This window comes from Fibrobacter sp. UWH6, from assembly GCF_900142465.1.
Classification (GTDB): domain Bacteria; phylum Fibrobacterota; class Fibrobacteria; order Fibrobacterales; family Fibrobacteraceae; genus Fibrobacter.
In genome coordinates, this window is the sequence record NZ_FRAX01000001.1 from 41,541 (window position 1) to 61,990 (window position 20,450).

General features: G+C 50.6%; 22 protein-coding genes and 2 tRNA genes. 6 read left to right on the forward strand and 18 right to left on the reverse strand.

Features of this window, described 5'->3' with window-relative positions:
- Positions 1-62: 62 nt before the first annotated feature.
- The 6 genes from BUB73_RS00205 to purU all read right to left on the reverse strand — a co-directional run bounded on the left by BUB73_RS00205 (position 63) and on the right by purU (position 5,558).
- On the reverse strand, positions 63-1,463 hold the full coding sequence (locus tag BUB73_RS00205) for a DEAD/DEAH box helicase (RefSeq protein WP_073282767.1): 1,401 nt from the start codon (positions 1,461-1,463) through the stop codon (positions 63-65).
- A 13-nt stretch (positions 1,464-1,476) separates the two neighbouring features.
- Positions 1,477-2,751: a hypothetical protein gene (locus tag BUB73_RS00210; RefSeq protein ID WP_073282770.1), complete on the reverse strand. Its 1,275-nt coding sequence runs from the start codon at positions 2,749-2,751 to the stop codon at positions 1,477-1,479.
- Entirely contained in the window at positions 2,748-3,416 is a 669-nt protein-coding gene (locus tag BUB73_RS00215) for a hypothetical protein (protein WP_254794983.1), read from the reverse strand. Before BUB73_RS00215 ends, BUB73_RS00210 begins: the two co-directional genes overlap by 4 nt.
- A gap of 93 nt (positions 3,417-3,509) precedes the next feature.
- Positions 3,510-4,181 (reverse strand): orotate phosphoribosyltransferase, encoded by a 672-nt coding sequence (pyrE, locus tag BUB73_RS00220; protein ID WP_073155678.1) that lies wholly within the window; start codon positions 4,179-4,181, stop codon positions 3,510-3,512.
- 42 nt (positions 4,182-4,223) lie between these two features.
- A complete protein-coding gene (locus tag BUB73_RS00225; protein ID WP_073155680.1) occupies positions 4,224-4,703 on the reverse strand; it encodes a hypothetical protein in 480 nt (159 codons plus the stop codon).
- A gap of 9 nt (positions 4,704-4,712) precedes the next feature.
- Positions 4,713-5,558, reverse strand: a complete 846-nt coding sequence (gene purU / locus BUB73_RS00230) for a formyltetrahydrofolate deformylase (RefSeq protein WP_073155683.1) — start codon at positions 5,556-5,558, stop codon at positions 4,713-4,715.
- 177 nt (positions 5,559-5,735) lie between these two features.
- On the opposite strand from purU, the gene BUB73_RS00235 reads away from it, so the two are divergent.
- Positions 5,736-6,875, forward strand: coding sequence for a fibrobacter succinogenes major paralogous domain-containing protein (locus tag BUB73_RS00235; RefSeq protein ID WP_073155685.1), 1,140 nt, complete (start codon positions 5,736-5,738; stop codon positions 6,873-6,875).
- Between the two features lie 116 nt (positions 6,876-6,991).
- Here BUB73_RS00235 and argS read toward each other — a convergent pair whose 3' ends face one another.
- From argS to miaB, 9 genes are all read right to left on the reverse strand, one after another.
- A complete protein-coding gene (gene argS, locus BUB73_RS00240) occupies positions 6,992-8,704 on the reverse strand; it encodes an arginine--tRNA ligase (RefSeq protein WP_073155688.1) in 1,713 nt (570 codons plus the stop codon).
- Positions 8,691-9,104 (reverse strand): ribosome silencing factor, encoded by a 414-nt coding sequence (gene rsfS, locus BUB73_RS00245; RefSeq protein WP_073155691.1) that lies wholly within the window; start codon positions 9,102-9,104, stop codon positions 8,691-8,693. The genes argS and rsfS overlap by 14 nt, the downstream gene beginning before the upstream one ends.
- Entirely contained in the window at positions 9,101-9,466 is a 366-nt protein-coding gene (locus tag BUB73_RS00250; protein WP_073155694.1) for a LytR C-terminal domain-containing protein, read from the reverse strand. The genes rsfS and BUB73_RS00250 overlap by 4 nt, the downstream gene beginning before the upstream one ends.
- Positions 9,467-9,510: 44 nt before the next feature.
- Positions 9,511-10,080: a hypothetical protein gene (locus BUB73_RS00255; RefSeq protein ID WP_249269359.1), complete on the reverse strand. Its 570-nt coding sequence runs from the start codon at positions 10,078-10,080 to the stop codon at positions 9,511-9,513.
- Between the two features lie 103 nt (positions 10,081-10,183).
- Positions 10,184-10,537: an aspartate 1-decarboxylase gene (panD, locus tag BUB73_RS00260; RefSeq protein WP_073282776.1), complete on the reverse strand. Its 354-nt coding sequence runs from the start codon at positions 10,535-10,537 to the stop codon at positions 10,184-10,186.
- 9 nt (positions 10,538-10,546) lie between these two features.
- Positions 10,547-11,236: a hypothetical protein gene (locus BUB73_RS00265; RefSeq protein WP_073155702.1), complete on the reverse strand. Its 690-nt coding sequence runs from the start codon at positions 11,234-11,236 to the stop codon at positions 10,547-10,549.
- A gap of 37 nt (positions 11,237-11,273) precedes the next feature.
- Positions 11,274-11,357: transfer RNA gene (locus BUB73_RS00270), tRNA-Leu, on the reverse strand.
- Between the two features lie 77 nt (positions 11,358-11,434).
- Positions 11,435-12,556, reverse strand: coding sequence for an SPOR domain-containing protein (locus tag BUB73_RS00275; RefSeq protein ID WP_073282778.1), 1,122 nt, complete (start codon positions 12,554-12,556; stop codon positions 11,435-11,437).
- A gap of 29 nt (positions 12,557-12,585) precedes the next feature.
- Positions 12,586-13,908 (reverse strand): tRNA (N6-isopentenyl adenosine(37)-C2)-methylthiotransferase MiaB, encoded by a 1,323-nt coding sequence (gene miaB / locus BUB73_RS00280; RefSeq protein ID WP_073282781.1) that lies wholly within the window; start codon positions 13,906-13,908, stop codon positions 12,586-12,588.
- 463 nt (positions 13,909-14,371) lie between these two features.
- Here miaB and BUB73_RS00285 point away from each other — a divergent pair, with 463 nt between their 5' ends.
- Both BUB73_RS00285 and BUB73_RS00290 read left to right on the forward strand, forming a co-directional pair.
- Entirely contained in the window at positions 14,372-15,202 is an 831-nt protein-coding gene (locus BUB73_RS00285) for a hypothetical protein (protein WP_073282784.1), read from the forward strand.
- Positions 15,203-15,236: 34 nt separating this feature from the next.
- Positions 15,237-15,866 carry an AgmX/PglI C-terminal domain-containing protein gene (locus tag BUB73_RS00290; RefSeq protein ID WP_073282787.1) on the forward strand — a complete coding sequence of 210 codons (630 nt, stop codon included), beginning with the start codon at positions 15,237-15,239 and terminating at the stop codon, positions 15,864-15,866.
- Between the two features lie 14 nt (positions 15,867-15,880).
- Here BUB73_RS00290 and BUB73_RS00295 read toward each other — a convergent pair whose 3' ends face one another.
- Positions 15,881-16,726, reverse strand: coding sequence for an HAD family hydrolase (locus tag BUB73_RS00295; protein ID WP_073282790.1), 846 nt, complete (start codon positions 16,724-16,726; stop codon positions 15,881-15,883).
- Positions 16,723-17,352, reverse strand: a complete 630-nt coding sequence (locus tag BUB73_RS00300; RefSeq protein WP_073282793.1) for a CatB-related O-acetyltransferase — start codon at positions 17,350-17,352, stop codon at positions 16,723-16,725. Before BUB73_RS00300 ends, BUB73_RS00295 begins: the two co-directional genes overlap by 4 nt.
- Before the next feature lie 55 nt (positions 17,353-17,407).
- On the opposite strand from BUB73_RS00300, the gene BUB73_RS17120 reads away from it, so the two are divergent.
- The 3 genes from BUB73_RS17120 (at position 17,408) to BUB73_RS00310 (ending at position 18,489) form a co-directional block, all read left to right on the forward strand.
- Positions 17,408-17,572: a hypothetical protein gene (locus BUB73_RS17120; RefSeq protein ID WP_170932299.1), complete on the forward strand. Its 165-nt coding sequence runs from the start codon at positions 17,408-17,410 to the stop codon at positions 17,570-17,572.
- A gap of 20 nt (positions 17,573-17,592) precedes the next feature.
- On the forward strand, positions 17,593-18,336 hold the full coding sequence (locus BUB73_RS00305; protein ID WP_073282796.1) for a hypothetical protein: 744 nt from the start codon (positions 17,593-17,595) through the stop codon (positions 18,334-18,336).
- 79 nt (positions 18,337-18,415) lie between these two features.
- Positions 18,416-18,489, forward strand: a tRNA-Pro gene (locus BUB73_RS00310).
- Positions 18,490-18,629: 140 nt separating this feature from the next.
- Here BUB73_RS00310 and BUB73_RS00315 read toward each other — a convergent pair.
- Complete coding sequence (locus BUB73_RS00315; RefSeq protein ID WP_073155723.1) at positions 18,630-20,444, reverse strand: sensor domain-containing diguanylate cyclase; 1,815 nt, start codon at positions 20,442-20,444, stop codon at positions 18,630-18,632.
- Positions 20,445-20,450: the final 6 nt, after the last annotated feature.

Sequence of the window (20,450 nt, forward strand, 5' to 3'; positions counted from 1 at the left end):
AGTTTTTGGATATACCTCAGAGGCTCCTTTAGGAGCCGACCTCATACCTCATAGCCCAAGACCTATTTTTTCCAAACATACCGGTCCAGCAGGTAGGCTAGGAGCATCTGCTGATCCTGGGTTCCGTTAGCCAGTTCCCTGGCCAGGGGGATGAAGTGGCTGATGCGTTCCTTGGCCTTCTGTCCACCGAAGTGCTTGCTAACCTCTTGCAGTTGCTTGAGGGTGCGTTCGCCAACCTTCTTGGCGATGGCTTCGTTGGTCAGAGGTTCCTGCTTGATGAAATTGATACCGAAGTCTGCTGCAGTCTTCTTGATTTCAATTTCTTCCACCGGGGTAATCAGGGAAATGCAGACACCGCTACGGCCTGCACGGGCGGTACGTCCGCTGCGATGCACGTAAACTTCATGATCGTCCGGGTGGTCGTAAACGATAACGTGGGTGACGTGGTCCACGTCAATACCGCGGGCGGCAACGTCTGTACAAATCAAGATGCGCAATTTCTTTTCGCGGAAGGCGTTTAGGGTCTTTTCGCGGAGAGACTGGCTAACGTCGCCAGACAATGCGCCAACGTTAAAACCGTAACCGGAAAGAACCTGTTCCAGATAGCTGACGTCGCATTTCTTGTTGCAGAAAATCATGCAACTTTCGGGGTTCTCATATTCCAGAACCTTGATGGTCATGGAATCCTTATCCATTACGTCGCAGGAATACCAGCGGTGTTCAAGATTGTTTGCGATAACCTTGTCATAAGACAGAGAAAGGAACTCTGCGGAGGGTCGCTGGAATTCGCGGGCCAGGCTCTTGACGGTCTGGGGAATGGTGGCACTGAACATGGTACAGGCCAACTGCTTGGGAAGATACTTGCGGATCTTCTGCATGTCGGGGTAGAAACCCATGGAAAGCATTTCGTCGGCTTCGTCCAGAACCAAGTCGCGGATGTCCAAAAAGTCTACGTTACCGCGCTGCACATGGTCCATCAGACGGCCCGGTGTGGCTACGATAATATGCACGCCTTCCTTAAGAGCCTTCAGCTGGGGTTCGTAAGAAACGCCACCGAAGATGGCCACAGACTTGATGCCTGTCCCTGCAGAAAGTTTCTGAACTTCGTCCTGCACCTGAATTGCCAATTCGCGGGTGGGCACCAGAATCAATGCCTGGGGAAACAGGTGGTCACGAACGATGACCTGCAAAAGGGGCAGCACGTATGCGCCGGTCTTGCCGGAACCTGTCTTGGACTGCACCAGCATATCGCGGGCGGCCAGCATATAGGGCATGGTCTTACGCTGGACGGGCATCAGGTCGGTCCAGCCGTGGCTTGCGAGAATGGCCTTCTGTTCGGCCGGCAGCATGTCAAAAGTATAGTCGGGGAGCTTGTGCTCGGGCTCAATAATATTAATCGGAGTCAAAAACGGGTTGACTTTTGTTTCCTTGGAAACGTTTTCTTCTTTTACTTCTTCGCTCATAATGAGCGCAAAGTTAGAAAATTTTGTTCCAGTGGTATTCAATACCGAAGCTGATGAACCAGTCTACAGTGGATGCGCCAACTGTTGTGGGCTCCGCCGCAGCCTCGGGAGAGGGGGCTGTGTAGACATCGCGTCCGCGGCTAGAAATTCCTGTACGGACACTAAATCCATAATGGTCGAGGAATACGAATTGCCCACCAAAACCTAGTAGGGCTCCCTTATAGGCGTCTTCAAACTTGACTCGGGATTCGTAAGATCTAGAAGGCTTGCTGACCGTATTCTTGACCGCGATATCTTCGGAGTAGAAACTGTATTGGAAACCCAGGAAGGCAAAACTGTGAATGTCGAGCCATTTGAAAGGATCGAAGGATTTAGAAAACATGACGTTTAGACCGACTTCGTGTTGCGTAAAGTCCCAGTGGTCCAACTCGTTATATATGGTATCCCTATCATCTGTTTTTGCGGCGTGTTTGGAATAACGATAGAATATTTCGCCGCCGATAAAGCCGTACCAAGTTCCGCCTGCGTACAAAGTAAATAATGGTGTGGAGTCGTCAATGAAATTCCACAGAGAAACGGAATCCTTGGTGGTGCGGTAATTGTGAATGCGACTTCTTGTGTGGCTGTTGTACCAGCTGTCCGGAGTAAAGGGAATTTGGGCCTGGGCGTAACCGGCTGAAATACCGGCCCATGCTCTGAAATCGGGAACTTCCTTGTAGAAGTCATCGGGTTCGGTTAGCTTCTTGGCCCGTTCTTCCTTGCTGAGCCTGCGGGTTGTATTGCGGTCGAAAAAGGTGCCTGCAATGTCGTCGCCAAGGGCGATCTTGTCGGCTTTCTTTGGTACTGTTCCCGCAGATCTTGGTTCAGAAGAGGTCTCGTCAAAAATGGCAATCAGGAGCTCGCTACCCTTGTCCGAAATGAACATGACGATCTTGTCTTCGACAGACTGAATCTTTGCACTCATGGAAGGGTGTCGTGCCTTGAGGTGGCCCGACGTTAGACCCGGCTCGATGTTGGCGCTGAGCCAGCTTCCGTAACGGACCGCGATAGAGTCTCGTTCCCATTCGCCTAGGGTACGGCATTTGGGTTCGCCGATGCCCATGTTGGTTCTGCGGAGGGAAAGGCAGAACTCCTTGGGGTCGATGGGAAGTTCCTTATCGATGTTCCAGATAAGAATGTCTGCATTCTGCCAGAGGGTCCACCTGGAATCGAAGTAGACGTTGCCTGCATTGGCGATGGTTATGAAGACGAATAACAGCAAACCGATTAAAGAACGGAAGGACTTCATTTATTCACTCCCGTATAAAGGTTGCTGCGAATCTGTCGCACGGAGGCTCGAACAAGAAGCTCCAGGTCCTGCAAACTGAACTTGACAATGGGATGCTGAATTTCATCGACGGCGCTAAACAGCGGACGTTGCTTCAGATTGTCCCATAAAGTGTAGGATACGATGGCGCTGATATTCTGGACTACGGATTTTTCCTGACTTTCATTGTGGATCAGGGCGTAATCAAAGTAGTCTTCCCGCTTCAGGTCGGTTCCGACGATAACTTCATGAATCAGTAAAATCTCGGGCGGCACTTTGCCTGCGCTGTCCTTGACGACGACTCCCTGTTCAGGAAGTTTGCCCTTCATGAAAATGCGGTCGTCCAGTTTCTGACTTTCTTCGGGGAAGCCGGCGAGGACTTTTTCCGAAAGGACATTCAGCTTGCTATATCCGCCGCGAAGTTCGTCCAGCATAATCTGGGCGCAGAATTCCGTTGACTTGATCTGGGTGCTGTCTCCAAAGTCAAGTCGCTTGGCAAACCAGCTGGTGCGTGTCAGGACAAATGCGTCCTGTACGCCGGCAACGGCCAGTTCCCCGTAGGGGGCCTTATGGTATGCGGGATGAGACTTGGTCCAATGATAACTTTGGCTGCACCCAACAAGAGTGCAAACCAAAATAGCTATCATCAGAACAAGAACATTTCTCATAGCGATATTAGCGTAAAGGTTAAAGTGTAAAGAAAATCTTTCTCCTTTAACCTTCATTCTTTAACCTTTATCCTAAACAGCGCCCCACTGTTCACGGTAGGCGTAAACCTTTTCCAGGATGCCTTCCGGAGCGTTGATGGCCTTGCGGTTTTCTTCCTTTTCCAGGAAGGCGATGATGTCGTTGATGTTCACGATGGAGTGAGCTTCAATTCCGTATTCTTCCTGAACGGTCTGCAGGGCAGACTTGCCGTTGTCCAACTTTTCCTTGCGGTCCACGGAAATCAGAAGACCGATCACATTTGCGTTTTCGATGTTCTTGAGGATCTGGAGGGTTTCGTTCACGGAAGTACCAGCGGTAATCACATCTTCGATAATGACTACGTTGGTCTTTTCAGCATACTTGTAGCCTACCAAGGAGCCGCCTTCACCGTGGTCCTTCACTTCCTTACGATTGTAGGTGAAGGTCAGGTTCTTGGCGTACACGTCGGAAAGCTTCATGGCGGTAGCTGCGCACAGGGGGATGCCCTTGTAGGCGGGACCATAGAGGTTGGTTGCCTTGCCGTCAAAATGTTCGACGAAAGCGGCGGCGTAGAATTCTGCCAGCTTGGAAAGGGATGCGCCGGTACGGAATTCTCCGGTGTTGATGAAATACGGGGTGTTACGGCCGCTCTTGGTTACGAAGTCGCCGAACTTGAGGGCGCCGGATTCTACCAGAAAATGGACGAATGCATCAGTCTTTGTCATTTTAAAACTCGCTGTTTTTTATGGATATACAAAATTTGGGTTCTATGCGTTTGCCCCGGTCAGCATGGCGGCGATATTTGCAAAGACGCCAGTCTGTTCGGTCAGGATTTCTGCGGCAATCAGGATGGCTACCACCAGCACGCAGACTCCGATATAAACGTAGAAGGATTTCTTGAAACCCTTAATCTTAAGCTTGAAGATCAACCAGACTACAACGCTCAGCACGGCGCTGAAAACCCATGCGGCCATGGCGCCCAGGCTTACGCCGGGAATCATGTTGATGACATAGGTGAGGGCGATGCCCGGTGCGAAGTAGAAGAGGATGCACAGGACGCACAACAGGGCGAAACCCACATAGTGGGAAAATCCGCGTTCCCTCTGGACGATGACCTGAGGTTGTGTCATGGAGGGGTCGTAAGTCGGTTCTGCAACAGGTTCGGCAACCGGTTCCACGGGAGCAGTTGCGGCCTGGATTTCGGCTTCCTGATTTTCAACTTCCTGATTGTTCTGTTCTTCGGACATAATTCCTCCTTAGAGAATAAAGGTACGGCCGTTATAAACGAATACGCGATGTTCCAGCCAGAGCTTCAGGGCCTGGGACAGGGTGCGCTTTTCGATATCCTTACCCAGTTCCACCAGTTCATTGATGCTGGCGGTTTCGGGCACGCGCTGGATGTCCTGGGCGATAATGGGGCCCTGGTCCAGGTCTTCGGTTGCGAAGTGGGCGGTGGCACCGATAATCTTCACACCCTTGTTCCATGCCTGATGGTAGGGCTTGGCACCCTTGAATGCGGGCAGGAAGCCGTGGTGGATGTTGATGATGCGGTACTTGAATTCTTCGGTAAAGGCGGCAGAAAGAATCTGCATGTAGCGGGCGAGCACCACGGTGTCGGTCTTGGTTTCTTCGATAATTTCGCGGAAACGGTTTTCCGGAATGTTCTTGTCGGGATTAGACGGAACATAGTAGAAAGGCACGCCGAAGGAGCCGCCTACAGCTGCCAAGTCAGTGTGGTTGCCTACGATACAGCTGAATTCGCAGGGGAGATCACCGTCGCGGTGCTTCAGGAGCAGGTCGTAAAGGCAGTGGTCTGTCTTGGAAACGAAAATAGCGACGCGTTCCACCTTGGTGGTGTCGAAAAGTTTCCAGTTCAGCTGGAGGTGACCTTCCAAGGTTTCCAGATGCTTGCGGACTTCTTCAATATTTTCTGAATCTGCTTCGAAAACTGCACGGAGGAAGAACGTTTCGATGTCCTTGGCGGTATGCTGCTGGAGATCGATGATGTTTGCACCGGCCTTGGCAAGAACTTGCGTGGTGCCGGCAATAAGGCCCTTTTGGTCAGGGCAATGAATTTGTAAAATGTAACGTGTGATAGCCATGGATAAAAAGTTAAAAAATCCCTGTTGACTTTATTGTTTTGTTTACAAAAAACAGGCCCTTTTAGGCCGTTGTTTATTTTGGGTCCTTGTTGATTTTAGTTTATAAAAAGATGGTTTGAAAGTGTACCGAAAAATGCTATAATTATATCACAAATCTCTTTTGGAAAAGAAGGAACAATGAATTTCAATCGCATGATCAAGAGCGCTGTCTTTATGGCATTTGGCATGGCTGCAGTCTGCTCTTTTGCAATTCCTCCCAAGACTTGGGACGCTATTTACAACGCAGAAAACGAAGGTGATTACACTTCTGCAAAAATCGAAGGCGATATCCGCTTTGGCAAGTACACCCATTACAAGGCTGTGCAGCCGGTGTCCTTCAAGGTTGAAGAAGGTCCGTTCGCATTCTCTGTAGCCGGTAATCTGACTGTCGTTGCAGATAAAATTGAAAAAGAAAATTTCTATGAAGTCTGCGGCGAAACCAAGGAAGCCTGGATTTCCTATTTCAACAAGCCTCGTACTTTTGTAACTGGCAAAGGTAAGGAAAAGTCTGAAGTAGAACAGATTATCAATATTGCCGGTGTGGATCTGGCTTGCGGCAATGAGCTGTTTGCCGTGTCCGATCTTCGCATCAAGTTTACCAACGAAGCTGCCCAGGAAGCCTGGAAGAAGGAACTGGAAGGCCGCGAAAAGTACCGCCGCGAAAAGGTGGCTGAATTCCGCCTGGCCGAACAGGAAAAGCGTGCTTCCCTCCGCGAAGTTTCTGGTATGTTTACCGACCCCCGCGATGGTCAGGTTTATCGTACCATTAAGGTGGAAGGCCGTGAATGGTTTGCCCAGAACGTGAACTTCAACGTAGATGGTCATTCCTGGTGCTACGAAGATAAGGAATCCTACTGCATGCGTGGTGGCCGCCTCTACGATCTGGAAGGCGCTCGTAAGGCTTGCCCCGAGGGCTGGCATCTGCCCCGTGACCGCGAATGGCAGGACATGATTACTGGCCTTACCCACTGCTATGATGGTGTTGACAAGTGCGAAGCTTTTGCCAAGAAGATGAAAGCTACCACTGGCTGGCAGGGCGGTGGCGGTACCGATGAATATGGCTTCTCCGTATTCTCTTCCGGTTACCGTAAGATGATTGGTAAGTCTACCGTTCGTTACGAAGACATGGGTGAATACGCCGGTTTCTGGTCTGCTCAGAATGGTCGTAACGAAACCATCTGGATTTGGGCTATGGGCCGCATGAGTGACCAGATGGTCCGTCAGCTGGTTCCCAGCAAGACCAACGCCTACTCTGTCCGCTGCATCAACGGAAACTAGTATTGAGTTTTGAACAACGAGCGATGAGCCGTTGTTGCGAATAAAAAAAGAACCGCGGTTTTGATCGCGGTTCTTTTTTGTTGAAGGTGCCGCAGGTTTTGGCTGCGGCTTCTGTATTACATGGAGCGAATCGGGAAGAGGCCCAGGAGGTCCAGGACGTTTTCCAGGACGATCTGGGTGGACTGCACCAGGAACAGACGGGACTTTTCTTCGGCGCTGCCGAGAACTCGGTCTTCGTGGATGAACTTGTGTGCGGCTTCTGCGATTTCCAATGCATACTGGGCGAGAACGCTGGGTTCGTCAGCGGCGACAGCGCCGAGAATCTTGTCGGCCTTCTTGGAAAGAAGGTTGATCAAGCTATAGGCGGCATCGTCTGCCAGCTGGTCGTAGTTCACGTCGGAAACGGGAACGGTGTAGCCGGCCTTGCGCATGATGCTGCAGAGACGGACGTGTGCGTTCTGGACATAAGGACCAGTGTCGCCTTCAAAGCTCATGACGGCATCCCAATCAAAACGGACGTCCTTCACGCGGCTGTTCTTCAGGTCGTTGAAGGTCAGTGCGGAAATACCGATCTGGCGGGCAATCAGTTCCTTGTTTTCCAGTTCCGGATTCTTGGCGTCGATGAATTCAAGAATCTTCTTCTGTGCGGCTTCAATGACGTCACGCAAAAGGCTTGCGGTACCTGTACGAGTCTTACCCTTTTCCCACTTGCCGTCCACCAACTGGAGGATCACGCCAAAGGGAATGTGGTACATATTGGTGTACCATTCGCGGCCCATCTTCTTAAGAACATGGAATACCTGCTTGAAGTGCAGGGCCTGGCCCAGGTCGACCACATAGAGGCACTTGTCGAAGTTGTATTCCTTCATGCGGTAGTCTGCTGCGGCCAAGTCGCGGGTTGCGTACAAGGTAGAACCGTCGCTCTTGCGGATCAGGCAGGGATTCAGGTCGAATTCGTCCAGCATCACCACGTCCAGATCCTGGCTCTTGATCATCAGGTTCTTTTCGCGGAGTTCGTCGAGGATCGCGGGAATCTTGTCTTCGAAGAAGGATTCGCCAGTGTAATGGTCAAAGCCGACGCCCATCATGTCGTAGATGCGCATCAGTTCCTTCAGGGTTGCGGCCTTAAAGGCAGACCACAGGGTGCGGTAGAATTCATCGCCCTGTTCCAGCTTGGTAAATGCGGCGCGTGCTTCGTCTTCGAGACCCGGCTCTTCCTTGCATGCCTTGGAGAAGGCTGCATAAAGGATGTTCAATTCCTTGACTGTCAGGGAATCCAGGGTGGCCTGGTCGGTGGGACGATTTTCGCGGAGGTACATCACGATCAGCTTGCCGAATGCGGTACCCCAGTCGCCCAGGTGGTTGATTCGTTCGACCTTGTAACCGGCGGCCTTGTAAATACGGCTCAGGGAGTTACCGATCATGGTGGAACGGAGGTGGTGGAAAGCCAGTTCCTTACCGATGTTGGGGGAGCTGAAGTCAATGCACACGACCTTGCCGTTGGATTCCTGGTGGCCGTAGGCGAGACCCTTTTCGGCGATAGCTTCGAGAGTGGACTTTGCCAGGAAGTTGCGGTCGATAAAGAAGTTCAGGTAACCGTTCACGGCTTCCACCTTGGAAAGGCCGGCGGGCAGCTTTACCTGACCAGCCAATTCTTCGGCGATAATCTTCGGAGCCTTGCGCATGGTCTTTGCCAGCGAGAAGCAGGGAAGGGTGAAGTTGCCGTGGGTGGTATCAGGCGGCACAGAGATAAGCTTTAGGGCGGCGTCGGCTTCGAATGCGCCGGTGGCTGCCAGGGCGTTTGCAATTTCTTGCTCAAACGAGTTCATTGTCGTCTCCAGACTTCTTGGTGGCTTCGCGAACGAAGTCGGCTTCATTCAGTTCTTCAATCTTGCCGTCGGCATACAGACGGTCCAAAGAAATTTCGGCGCGCTTTTCTTCTTCGAACAGGTGTACCATCAGGTCCAGGCCTGCGTCGAATACGGCCCAACGAACACCTTCCTTGTATTCCACACCAAGGGATGAAAGCTTGTTGGCCTTGAATTCCTTGTGGAGTTCATTGAGGATAGCCTGCATCTGGGCTTCGCTTTCGCAAGTAGCAACCAGGAAAAAGTCGGTTACGTCCTTGATGCCGCGAAGGTCGATAAGTTGCACGTTCTGGGCGCGCAGTTCAAAAAGAATGCTTGCTCCCAGCTGGATGGATTCCGGCAGGTCATTTCTTGTTGTCATTTTGTATTTCCCTCTTCGGGTTCGATGATTTGTTTAAAGTCTTTTCCGATATATACCGCTGCGTCTACCACGGCTCGCTTACTTGCCACAACCAGCACGTTGTCGGTCTTGAGCGCCCTGGCCAATGCCTGCGCGCCTTCCCATTCCGGATTTCGCAGCACGATGATCGTCTCGTCGTAATTCTGCAACCGGTCATTGCGGGAACTGACCACGTCAAAACCATTCTGTCTCAGGTAATTTCTCATGGAGGCAGCAGCACCCTGCATACCACAGCTGTTCAGGACTTCTACGTCGCCCTTGTAAGAGCGGACTTCCTGAACTTTCGGGGCTTCAACTTCTTCCTTGCACCCGAAAATTGCCAAACACGCAATGAGACAAAAAGGTATTCTTGCCAGTGATAATCGCATCAGTGACAAAAAATAGAATTTCTCCAGGGGGAGCAGGGACCGTCGTAGTATCTGTGAGGCCCATAAGCCTTAACTGCATCGTTTTCGTTTACCAGCATCAGGCGGACGCGGGTATTTTCGCTGGGTTTATACTCCAGGGCCACGTCGGGAAGGATGAAATCCACCTTTCCCTGACGCAAATCTTCCTTGGCGATGGGCATCCCGAAACGCAAATTGCTGTATAGCGGCATCCAAAGGCCAAGGTCGGCGTAAAGGTGCAGATCCGGGGTGAATTCGTATGCCAGGTGGGCCATGTAGGTCTGCTGGGCGAAACTGCCGAAACTGCCGCCCACGAAGCTGACGGAGTAGCTGTAGCCCACAGACAGGGCCGGATCCAGCGAGGAATGGCGGAGCAGACGGTCACGGTCGAAACGTTCCCGATTCCAGGGGATGCCGCTTCGTGAGGCCTCCACGGGCAATTCTTCCACATAGACGGTGTCCACGATGGTATCCCTGGAAACCTCCACCGGCGAACTTGCTGCGGACGATAAGGCGAGCTGGCTCGCGACAATGGCGGTTAGGATATCCACATCCAGAATATAGAAAAGCTTGGAGGGGAGGCTTGGCTTTTATATAAGCAGAAGAGCACCCGCCAAGGCGAGTGCTCACAGTCATATGGTAAAAAGAAAGAAATTACTTCTGGACGATTTCGTTCTTTTCGTTCACGTGAACCACGGTGGGAGTCCAGCTCTTTGCTTCTTCAGGGCTCATGGTGGCGTAGGCGACGATAATCACCAGGTCGCCTGGCTGAACCAGTCGGGCGGCGGCGCCGTTCAGGCAAATCACGCCAGACTGGGCGGGGCCTTCAATGACATAAGTATCCAGACGGGAACCGTTGTTCACGTCAAGAACGCCGACTTTTTCGAAAGGGAGGATTCCTGCAGCATCCATCAAGTCGCGGGCAATAGTGATGGAACCTTCGTAATTGAGGTTGGCATCGGTAACTGTTGCGCGATGAATTTTGCTTTTGAGTAATTCTAGCTGCATTTTAAGCGCTTAGAACTTTACGCCGAAGAAACCTACAACACCCTGATCCGGAGTGGGGAGGATTCCATAGCTGAAACGGTTTGCGTCGGGATTGTTTTCCCATTGAGTGCTGAAGAATGCGTCTGCGAAAGACCAGATGTGTGCGCCGGCGACAGCCAGCAAGCCATACCACCAGTCAGAAGCGCCATCAGCTGCAAGATAAACGGTAACACCAATGCCAACTACTTCGAGAGCGTCCATCCAGATTGCCTTCATGGACTGATCGGTCTTCCACTGGTACAGGGACGGGAGCAGGAGGGAGAGGTAAGCATACTGCTGATCGCCAGAGTGATTGCGGTAGGAACGGTCGATATCTGCATCTTCCATGCCACCAGTACGCTGGTTCAGCCATTCTTCTTCGGAAACGCCCAGCTTTTCCCACGGCTTCTGGAGGTATTCAGAGGGGCGAACGCCAGTTTCAACCAGGTGGGTCAGCTTATCGCGAGACAGGCCTTCTTTCTTAGCCTGCTGGAATTCCCACTGGGTGAGACCAATTTCTTCGTAATTAAAACCAGCCCATTCATCGCTGGATGCGGTTGCTTCACCGACTTCTTCGGTGTCATCGGAGCCATAAGAGTAGGATTCTTCGTCGTCGGACTGTGCAAAAACAAGTCCTCCGCAGAGAAGCAGCATACTTGCAATTTTACACAATTTTGACATTTTCCAATCCTTTCTTAGCCCATTCACTCGAATTTAATGCCGGGGGAGGGAATCGAACCCTCACACTCTCGCGAGTACCGGATTTTGAGTCCGGCGCGTCTACCAATTTCACCACCCCGGCTAGGGGTACAACAAATATAGAACACTTTTCTTTTTTTGGGAGGCAGAAAAGCTAAAAAACCGCGATTTTATGTAAAATTATTTTCTCAAAAGGGGCTGGTACTCGATTTTCTGCTTTACCAGTTTGTCTGCGGCGAAGTCAATGGCCGCTTCCTTTGTCGCAAAGTGACCTGTATGCACCAGGTACAGGATCTTTTCGCCGCGGGGCTGCTCCACGATAGTGCAGGCAATTTTCTGCTTTTTCAGGTTGTTCACCATCAAGTCCGCATAGGCCTTTACGCTGTAGGCGCCCAACTGGAGGATCCAGTATTCTTCGGAAGGCTTGTCGGCTGCCGGGGCTGCAGCGGGTGCTGGAGTTGTTGCGGGGGCTACAGCCGGAGCGCTTGCTTGAACTGCAGGTGCCGGCTGGGCGGCAACAGGTGCTGCGGGCTTGGTTGCTTCCACTGCGGGTTTAGGAGCTTCTGCAGGCTTCGGACTTTCTGCCGCGGGTTTTACTTCTGCAGTCTGAGTTGCCGGAGCGGGTTGCGCCGCAGGCTGGGTGGTCGGCTGTGCAGGAGCCGCAGCTTGTACAGGGGCGGTGGCTTGCGTCGGGGCAGGTGCTGCAGCCTGTGCTGGAACGGCAGGTGCTGTTGTGGCGGGTTGTGCCTGTGCGGGAGCTTCGGCGGCTTCAGTCTTTGCCTTCTGCATGGCGGCCAGGGAATCTGGATTCTTCAGCAGTTCGCAACGTTCCTTCAAGTCTTCGTTGCTGCTCTTTGCCTTTACTGCGGTACAAACCTTCTGGAGTACCACGTTGTGGTGGGGCTTGGATGTCTCGATGGCGTGGATCAGGTCCTGGGCGGCCAACTCGTACTTGCCCAGGTAAAGGCGGAACTGGGCGCTGGTCATCATCAGGTCCGCGTACAGGGATTCCTGGGGGCTAACCTTCTGGACCAGACTATCAAGGCGCTTGCCTGCCTTCTTGAAAGAGGCTGCGTCGCCGGTTTGAGAAAGGGCGAGGATGTTCCACAAAAGGCATTCTGCCTGCTTTTCCTTGGGCTGCATGGGGCATGCCTTTTCGTAGGCGCTTGCCGCTTCTTTCCAGTTGCCGGAAACATAGGACTTCTGTGCGTTTGCCAGGGCTGTTGCTGCGTCCTGTGCGCTAACGCTAATTGCGGATAAAAGAATTGCTGCTAGGGTTAAATGCTTGCTAATGTAATTCATCCTGATGCCTTTTTTAGTCCAATAAAATCTTAATCGTCCAACAAAGTGCCGCGAAGGGTCCAGCCCTTCATGTCGTCAATTTTCACCTTCACGTAGTCGCCGGGCTTCACGATGCGGGTGGGCTTGAAGATGACCTTCTTGAAGTTGTCGGTCTTGCCCATAAGTTCATTTTCGTCGCGGCTGGAACTGCCTTCCACAAGGAGGGTTTCGGTGCGGCCGATCATGAGCTGGTTACGCTTGGCGGTAATCTCATTCTGCAAGGCTACCAGGCGGGTGTGACGTGCCAATTTTTCTTCGGCGGTCAGAGTTTCCGTTTCCTTGTAGGATTCAGTTCCCTTGCGGGGGCTGTAGATAAACATGTAGGCGCTGTCGAACTGGCAGGCTTCAAATGCCTTCATGGTGTCTTCGAAGTCTTCGTCGGTTTCGCCAACGAAACCGCAAATCACGTCGGTGGAAATACCGTACAGCGGGTCCTTGCTGCGGAGTTGCTCGATAACGCTCATGTACTGTTCCATGTTGTGCTGGCGACGCATCTTCTTCAGCATGGCGTCGCTGCCGCTCTGGATAGGAATGTGGGCGTAATGGCAAACCTTGGGGTTGTTCAGCAGAACATCGATGAGTTCGTTGGTGTAGTGGCGAGGATGGGGGCTGGTAAAGCGGATTCGTTCAATGCCGCCAATCTCGGACACGCGGGTAAGCAGGTCTGCGAAATTGTGGTCGCCGTTTTTGTAGGCGTTCACCGTCTGGCCCAGCAGCATCACTTCGGTAATGCCCTTGTCCGCTGCCTTCTGGACTTCCGTCAGAACGTCGTTCATGTCGCGGTACTTTTCGGGGCCGCGGAGGTAGGGAACGATGCAGTAACTGCAGCGCTTGTTGCATCCACGCTGGATGGTAACGAAGGTGCTAAAATCGTGCTTCACCTTGGCGTAATCGCCGACGTAGTTCTGGGTGATGTCTTCATCCAGGAACATGCGGTGGTGAGTCTTGTGCAGCGGGCTATCGGGGCCTGCCAGCAGCAACTCGGGAATATTCTTGTACTGGTCCGGACCTACGACGTAGTTCACCACCTTCAGTCGCTTGAGAATTTCCGGACCGCGGTTCTTGGCCATGCAACCGCAAACCACCACCTTCAAGTCCGGGTTAGCTTTCTTCAGCTTGCGGTACTTGCTGATGTTGGCGAATGCGGTGTCTTCTGCCTTTTCGCGTACGGAGCAGGTGTTGACGATGATGAAATCGGCTTCGGTAATGTCGCCGGTTTCCATACAGCCTTCCATGTCCAGTTTCTGGGCAATGAGGGCCGAGTCATATTCGTTCATCTGGCAGCCGTAAGTGGCCAAGTAATATTTCTTCATGAGGATTGCAGTCTGCTTATGGTTTTAACGGCGGGTAAGATAGAAAAATTCAGTGTGTGGGCTGCTGCGCGGGGTGCTTGCGAGGGACTTTTCTGCGGAGGATGAGGTGTTTTCCCGAAAAATGGGCTCCATTGGGAGGGAAAGTGGTGATTTGGAGTCCATGATTTTGAATAAATTAGTTGAAAATGGGGCGGTTGAGTAAACTGTAGGCCGGACATTGGACTCCGATATGACCAATATTGTTTATTTGGAGTCTATATAAATACCCATAACACAAAATCTACTATAGACAAAGTAATTTTATGGGCTCCATTTGCCTACTAACTGACTATTTGGAGTCCAAAAATCATCGAAAACTCATTTTGCAACCGTGAAAAAGCTGTTTTTACAAGGCGATTTTTGTAAATTCGTTCTGTGCGTGAGTGCGCACTATTTTGTATATGGCCCATAACCAAAGGTATTTATGAAGACTTTGGAACTTTTACCGCCAGATACAATTCTGGCGTCAGTCCAGAAACGTGCAGAAGAACTGCTCTTTATTATAGAAGAAAAGATGCGCTCTTTAAGTAAGGCGCCAGCGGGGCGAATCAAACTGATTCGTCGTGGCGGGAACATTCACTGCTATCATGTGACAAGTTCAGCAAAACCTGCCGGTAAGTACATTCCCGTTTCGGAGCAAAAATTCATCAAGGCGCTTATTCAGAAGGAATACGATCAGACGGTTTTAGCGGAACTGCAATATCAGCTAAAACTGATAGATAATTTCATAAAGAAGTATAATCCTTCTATGGTGCGGGAATTATTCGGATCCCGCGGAGAATTGCGTCGCAGTTATATCTCTCCGGTAACGCTATCCGATGAGGATTATGCGGCCCGCTGGCTTGCCCAATCATACAAGTGCAAATCATTTCGTGAAGGGGAGCCTGAATTTCTCACCAGTCGCGGGGAACGAGTCCGCTCCAAGTCTGAGATGATTATTGCAGACATCCTGGCGAAAAACAACATTCCTTACAAGTACGAGCTCCCTCAGCAAATGAAGGCCGCGGGCGGCAAGCTGATTCCGGTCTATCCCGATTTCACCTGCGTGAATCTCCGGACTCGTCAGGAGTTTTTGTGGGAGCATTTAGGACGTATGGATGATTCGGACTACTCGATGAAAACGGTGATGAAATTGCGCACCTACAGCAAGAACGATTTTATCCCTGGCAAGAATCTGATTCTGACCATGGAATGCGATGGCATCCCGCTGGATCGTAAGGAAGTGGAAGCCCTTGTAAAAACCTTTTTGCGGTAGACCGCGGCTCTCGTCGTCCGAGCTTTCTTATATTATGGACATGGCCCGTTTCTTCTACAAATGCTTAGGCCGTTTTGCCCTTATGACTGCAGCCGCCCTGTGGGCAGGTTGCGACAATGCTGAGAAGAGAGAATCTGTAAAGGAGGAGCCTGCAAGGGACATTTCTTCTAGCTCCTTGCTGAAAAAAGAAATCAAGGATTCCAAGTATCTTCCAAAACAAGAAAGTATTGTTGTCCAGGGAACTACTGTTCTCTACGGAACGATGCCTGTTGTTGGGGATTGTCTTTATGGTTGTCATACACCGATTGGCGAATCAAAAGCGAAAGGGCTAGTGAAGAAATTGACTGAACGGGATCTTAAATTTGAGGGATCTCTTTCTGGTGAGCAACTATCTAAAATTGTATGTCCACGAACACAAGGTCTTCGCCATATCTACAATAAGTTCTTAAAAAAGAAGCCTGGATTTGAAGGCCGCTTGGTGTTGCAGCTGACCATTGCTCCTGACGGCTCGATAACCAATGCTGTCGTAAAATCATCAACCACTGGTTATGACGATTTTGACGCAGAAATAAAGATGGCTGTAAGTCGTTGGAAATTTGAAAAATCCGACGGAATCACCTCTGTGACCGTTCCGTTTGAATTTTCGGAATCGTCGGATAAATAGGGCTGAGCGTCCTATTATACCAGCTTCAGCAAGTCCTTGATGTGCCTAATGGTATAGCGGGGCTCTAAGGGCAATAAATTTTCGGGGCGACCGAAACCTTCCAGGCAGATGATGCTGTCAATGCCTGCGTTCTTGGCGGCCGTCACATCCGGGGTGTCGTCGCCGATCATGACCGCCTTTTCCGGGGCGACGCCCAACTTCTCCAAAATCGCGTAAATGCCGCCGGGGCCGGGCTTGCGTTCCGGTGTGGTGTCTCCGCAGAGGTAAGTGACAATTTTGTCCGCGGCGTCCCCCTGCACGGAATCCCCGTTCCCAATCAATCCAAACTTTTCCAGGATTTTCTTTGCAGGTGCCACAGGCTTGTTGGTTAGCATGGCGGCGATTTTCTTACCTTCGCCGCGACTTTCGCTGCTACAAATCCAGTCTATAAATTCAAGCACACCTTCGTAGGGTTCCGTGTCGATGGTGCAGTGATCCCAGTAATAATCGGAGTAAACTTTCAGCACTTCATCGATTTTAGCTTCGTCAAAACCTGCGCCTTCTAAAATCGCATTTACCGCTTCCTTGTCGCGAACGTCCAAATGTTCGGCGCTGCTCTTACCTGCAATGGGTTCGCCGGCGGTTTTGCCCGCACCGAACATAATGCCCGACGCTACAGACCTGCGAATCAAATTCCTGGATCCGTTGCCGATGCAACTGCGAACATTTTCCATTGAAATTTCCTGAATGCCGAACTGCTTCAAAGCGTAATTCACCGCGGGAGCCAAGTCCCCCAATGAATTGAACATGGTGCCGTCCAAGTCGAAAATGAACAGTTCCTTGCGGGCCAATAATTCTTTCAGTTCTTCGCTGTTAGTCATTTCAAAAGCTCTTTGATTTTTTCTTTGACGATTCCGAGATTGTTGTTGGTAAGAATGGGTATCAAACTATTGATTTCTTCAATGGATTTGTCCCACCATTTCCATTCTAGCATCAGGTTGATGAGTTCGTCGTCAAAACGTTTGCGGATGGTTTTTGCTGGGTTCCCTGCGACAATGGTGTAGGGGTCTACGATTCCTGAAACAACACTGCAAGCTCCGATGATTGCGCCATCCCCAATTTGTGTTCCCGGGAGGATTGTCGCATTCTGACCAATCCAAACGTCGTTGCCGATGACTGTATTCCCCTTGAAGGGCATGTCCTCTGGCTTTGGCGGAGCCATGTCCCACCCTTCAAGAGTGTAGAAGGGGAATGTGGACACGGAGTTCATTTGATGATTGGCGTCGTTCATGACAAACTCAACACCCGCTGCAATCTGGCAGAATTTTCCGATAATCAGCTTATCTTTGCTCCAGGGGTAAAAATGGGTGACATGACTTTCGAATTCAGAATCAGCTATATAAGTAAAATCCCCAACGATGATGTTTGGATTTTTGATGGAGGGTTTTACGTAGATTTCTTTATCGTATCCGGCGATGGGATGAATATTGTTTGGATTCGGATTCATATCAGCTATCAAAAATAAAAAACTATTTTTGCATCCATCAAAAGCTGCTTGGTTTATGTCTAAATTCATAGATTATATAGCCTTCCAGTTCGGAAATCCCCGAGATTTTGTGGGAAAGGTTTGCTGCCGTTTCATCCGTCAACAGGTGGATTTTGAGAATCACCAGGTCAAGGATATTGTAAAAGACAAAAGCTTTGTGGTTATTTACACCAAGACGTAAAAAGTTTGTATATTCATGCCATGAAGAAATTTTTTAATACCCGCGCAATTATCGGCGCATCCATTTTTGCTTCGGCCCTTGCAACCGCTGCATTTGCTATTGATCCCGTTGTCTTTACCCCGGCCGTTTACCCTATCGGTGAAGTGAACCAGGGCGACGTCAAGCATTTTGTCTTGAAGGGGGCTAATGTCTCCGGCAAGGAAATCAAACTAGAAAATGTAATGTGCCAGGGGAATGGCTGCTCCAATTTCAAGTTCCCGGCATCCATTGCCAATAAGGGACCGGTGGTTGTAGAATTCGACATGGACTTCTCTGAAATGGAAGGCCCTATTAGCCCCACCGTCGTGCTGGTGGGCACCGATGGCAAACCCTATACCGCCGCTATGGAAGGTACCGTTAAGGCTCCTTTCTTCTTTAGCGAAAAGATGTTTGACGCTGGTTACTATACCGCCGGCGAGAAGCGTGAATGGTCCTTCTACGTGTGGGAGACCGACAAGAAGGCTCGCCCGGATCTGACCCTTTCAGATGAAGCCGCCAAGGATTTCTCCATCAAGACCAAGAACGTGAAGGTTAAGGTGGACGAAAACGGCAAGGTCACCGAAGGCGGTAAGATTCCCGCTCTCAAGATTACCTTGACTACCAAGGGTCTGAGTCGTGAAGGTTGGGAACAAAAGCAGCAGAGTATCCGCAAATTTGTGGGCTTTAAGAGCAAAAAATACCCCAAGGCCACCCCCGAAGTGCTGGTTGTTGGCTTCTGGAAGTAAAAATTTGAACTTTTTTCGGCGTATTGCCTTGCAAATTTTCAAATATTAACTACCTTTGGTTCACTCTTAATTGAGACCTCGGGATGTAGCTCAGCCTGGTAGAGCGCTTGAATGGGGTTCAAGAGGTCGCTGATTCGAATTCAGTCATCCCGATAGAAAAACCACAACGAAAGTTGTGGTTTTTCTTTTTTTGTGCCTAGTGCGATTATGGGCGTTTAGAAAAGTTCTAATCAACGTTCAAATGAAAAAGGCCTTGGCTTTTGCCAAGGTCTTCTATAAAGTTTGCGGGACTATTAAGCTTTATTAATATCTTCGTCTGTGAAGTTCAGACCATTTCCCGCAGCGCGTTCCCCAAAATCGGTAACTACGGTCGGGACGCCATTCTTTGAAATTTCATTCATTTCGATGGCTGCCGCTTCGTAGTCTGACTCGGTGGTCCATTCGGGTTGCCATACCACAACCTTGTTTCTGCCGGATTCCTTGCCCTGGTACAGAGCCTTATCGGCCAGCTGGATGCTACGGTCGGCTCCGAGACGGTGGTCAAACTGGGAGACGCCCAGGGTGATGGTAATGTTGATGGTGTAGTCGGCGTAATGGACTGTCATCATCTCGATTTGACGGCGGAAGCGTTCTGCAACGGCGGTTGCCCCTTCCAGATCTGTTTCGGGCAGGAGGGTCAGGAATTCTTCGCCACCATAGCGGGCAAAGACGTCGTACTTGCGTAATAGTCCGCGGATAGTCTGCGATACGGATTTTAGGATGACGTCACCGCAAGCGTGGCCGTAGGTGTCGTTAATTACCTTGAAATGGTCAATGTCCACGAAGATGAAACAGAATGGCTTTCGACTGCGCAGGGTCCTTTCGATTTCATTGGCTATAGTCTCATTCATGTCACGGCGGTTGGGGAGTCCGGTCAGTTCGTCTGTTCTTGAAATCAGGTCCAGTTTCTTGTTGGCGATTTTCAATTCCTTGGTTCGTTCGGAAACTTCCTGTTCCAAGCTCTTACGATGGGCTTCCAATTCGCGGATTTGTCGCTGGATTGTTGAAATCATGACGTTAAAGGCTTTGGACAGCATGCCGATTTCGTCATTGCGGTTACCCACATGAATCTGCTCCATTTCCTTGCCTTCGACGATTTCGTAGATATGGTAGGTCAGATTGTTCAGAGGCAGGCCCATCTTGGCAAACATCCAGGCGGCCAGGAAGAAAATGATGAACATGGAAGCTACCAGGATGACCCAGTTGCCCACGGAAGACGATGTTACCATGTTGTCAATTTCGCTCTTGGGCTGGAAGGAGAATAGGGCGAAGTCGTAGGCAGAATCATATCTGAAGTTGGTCAGATAAGTGACTCCATCGGCCAGGGTGTGGTATTCTGCACTCTTCGTGTCAAAATTTTTGGGGTCAATATTTAGTCCCAATTCTGCAATCTTGTGGGTTCCCGTGAGCCATTGTTTCAAGTCCGGATGGTAGAGGATTTCGCCTAGGCTATTGACTGCCATAACGAAACCATTCTTGCCGACCTTATACTCTACCAGGTGCTTCCAGATGCGGCGCAGAGAGAAGGTGGCTACCAGGCTACCGTCACCGGCAGCGCGGTTGACGATACCGATTGCAAAGATCCTCTGGGGAGGGGCGTCTTGTGACGTTCTAAACCAGGGGGTAATGTAGGGGCGGTGGGGGGTTATTCTGGAAAATTCAATGGGGTAGGGGGATTCCGTGGGGGAACTGACCATGGCGTTGTCGCATACGAACTTGTCTTCGCGGTCGTAAACGGTAACTGTTTCTCCTGAGATAAACAGGGACGAAACGCTGTAGCTTTTAAGGAAGCTTGCCGCTGTTGTCGGTTCCATGCCCTGCAATTCGGACGTCTTGGTCAAGAGCGAAAGCCTGTCACCGAACTGTCGCATTTCGGTTGTGGCTGTGTTCATGATCTGGGCTAGCTGGGCTTCGTTATTGTTGAAGTTCCACTCTAGCATCAGGTCGTTCTGTTTGTCGTTCATGAAGAACGTACTTCCCGTGACCACAATGGTCATGGAAACTAGCAGGACCAGGATCACCTTGAAGATGATACTTCTGGAAAACCTTGTTGCCAGGGACTCGTTCATAAGTTC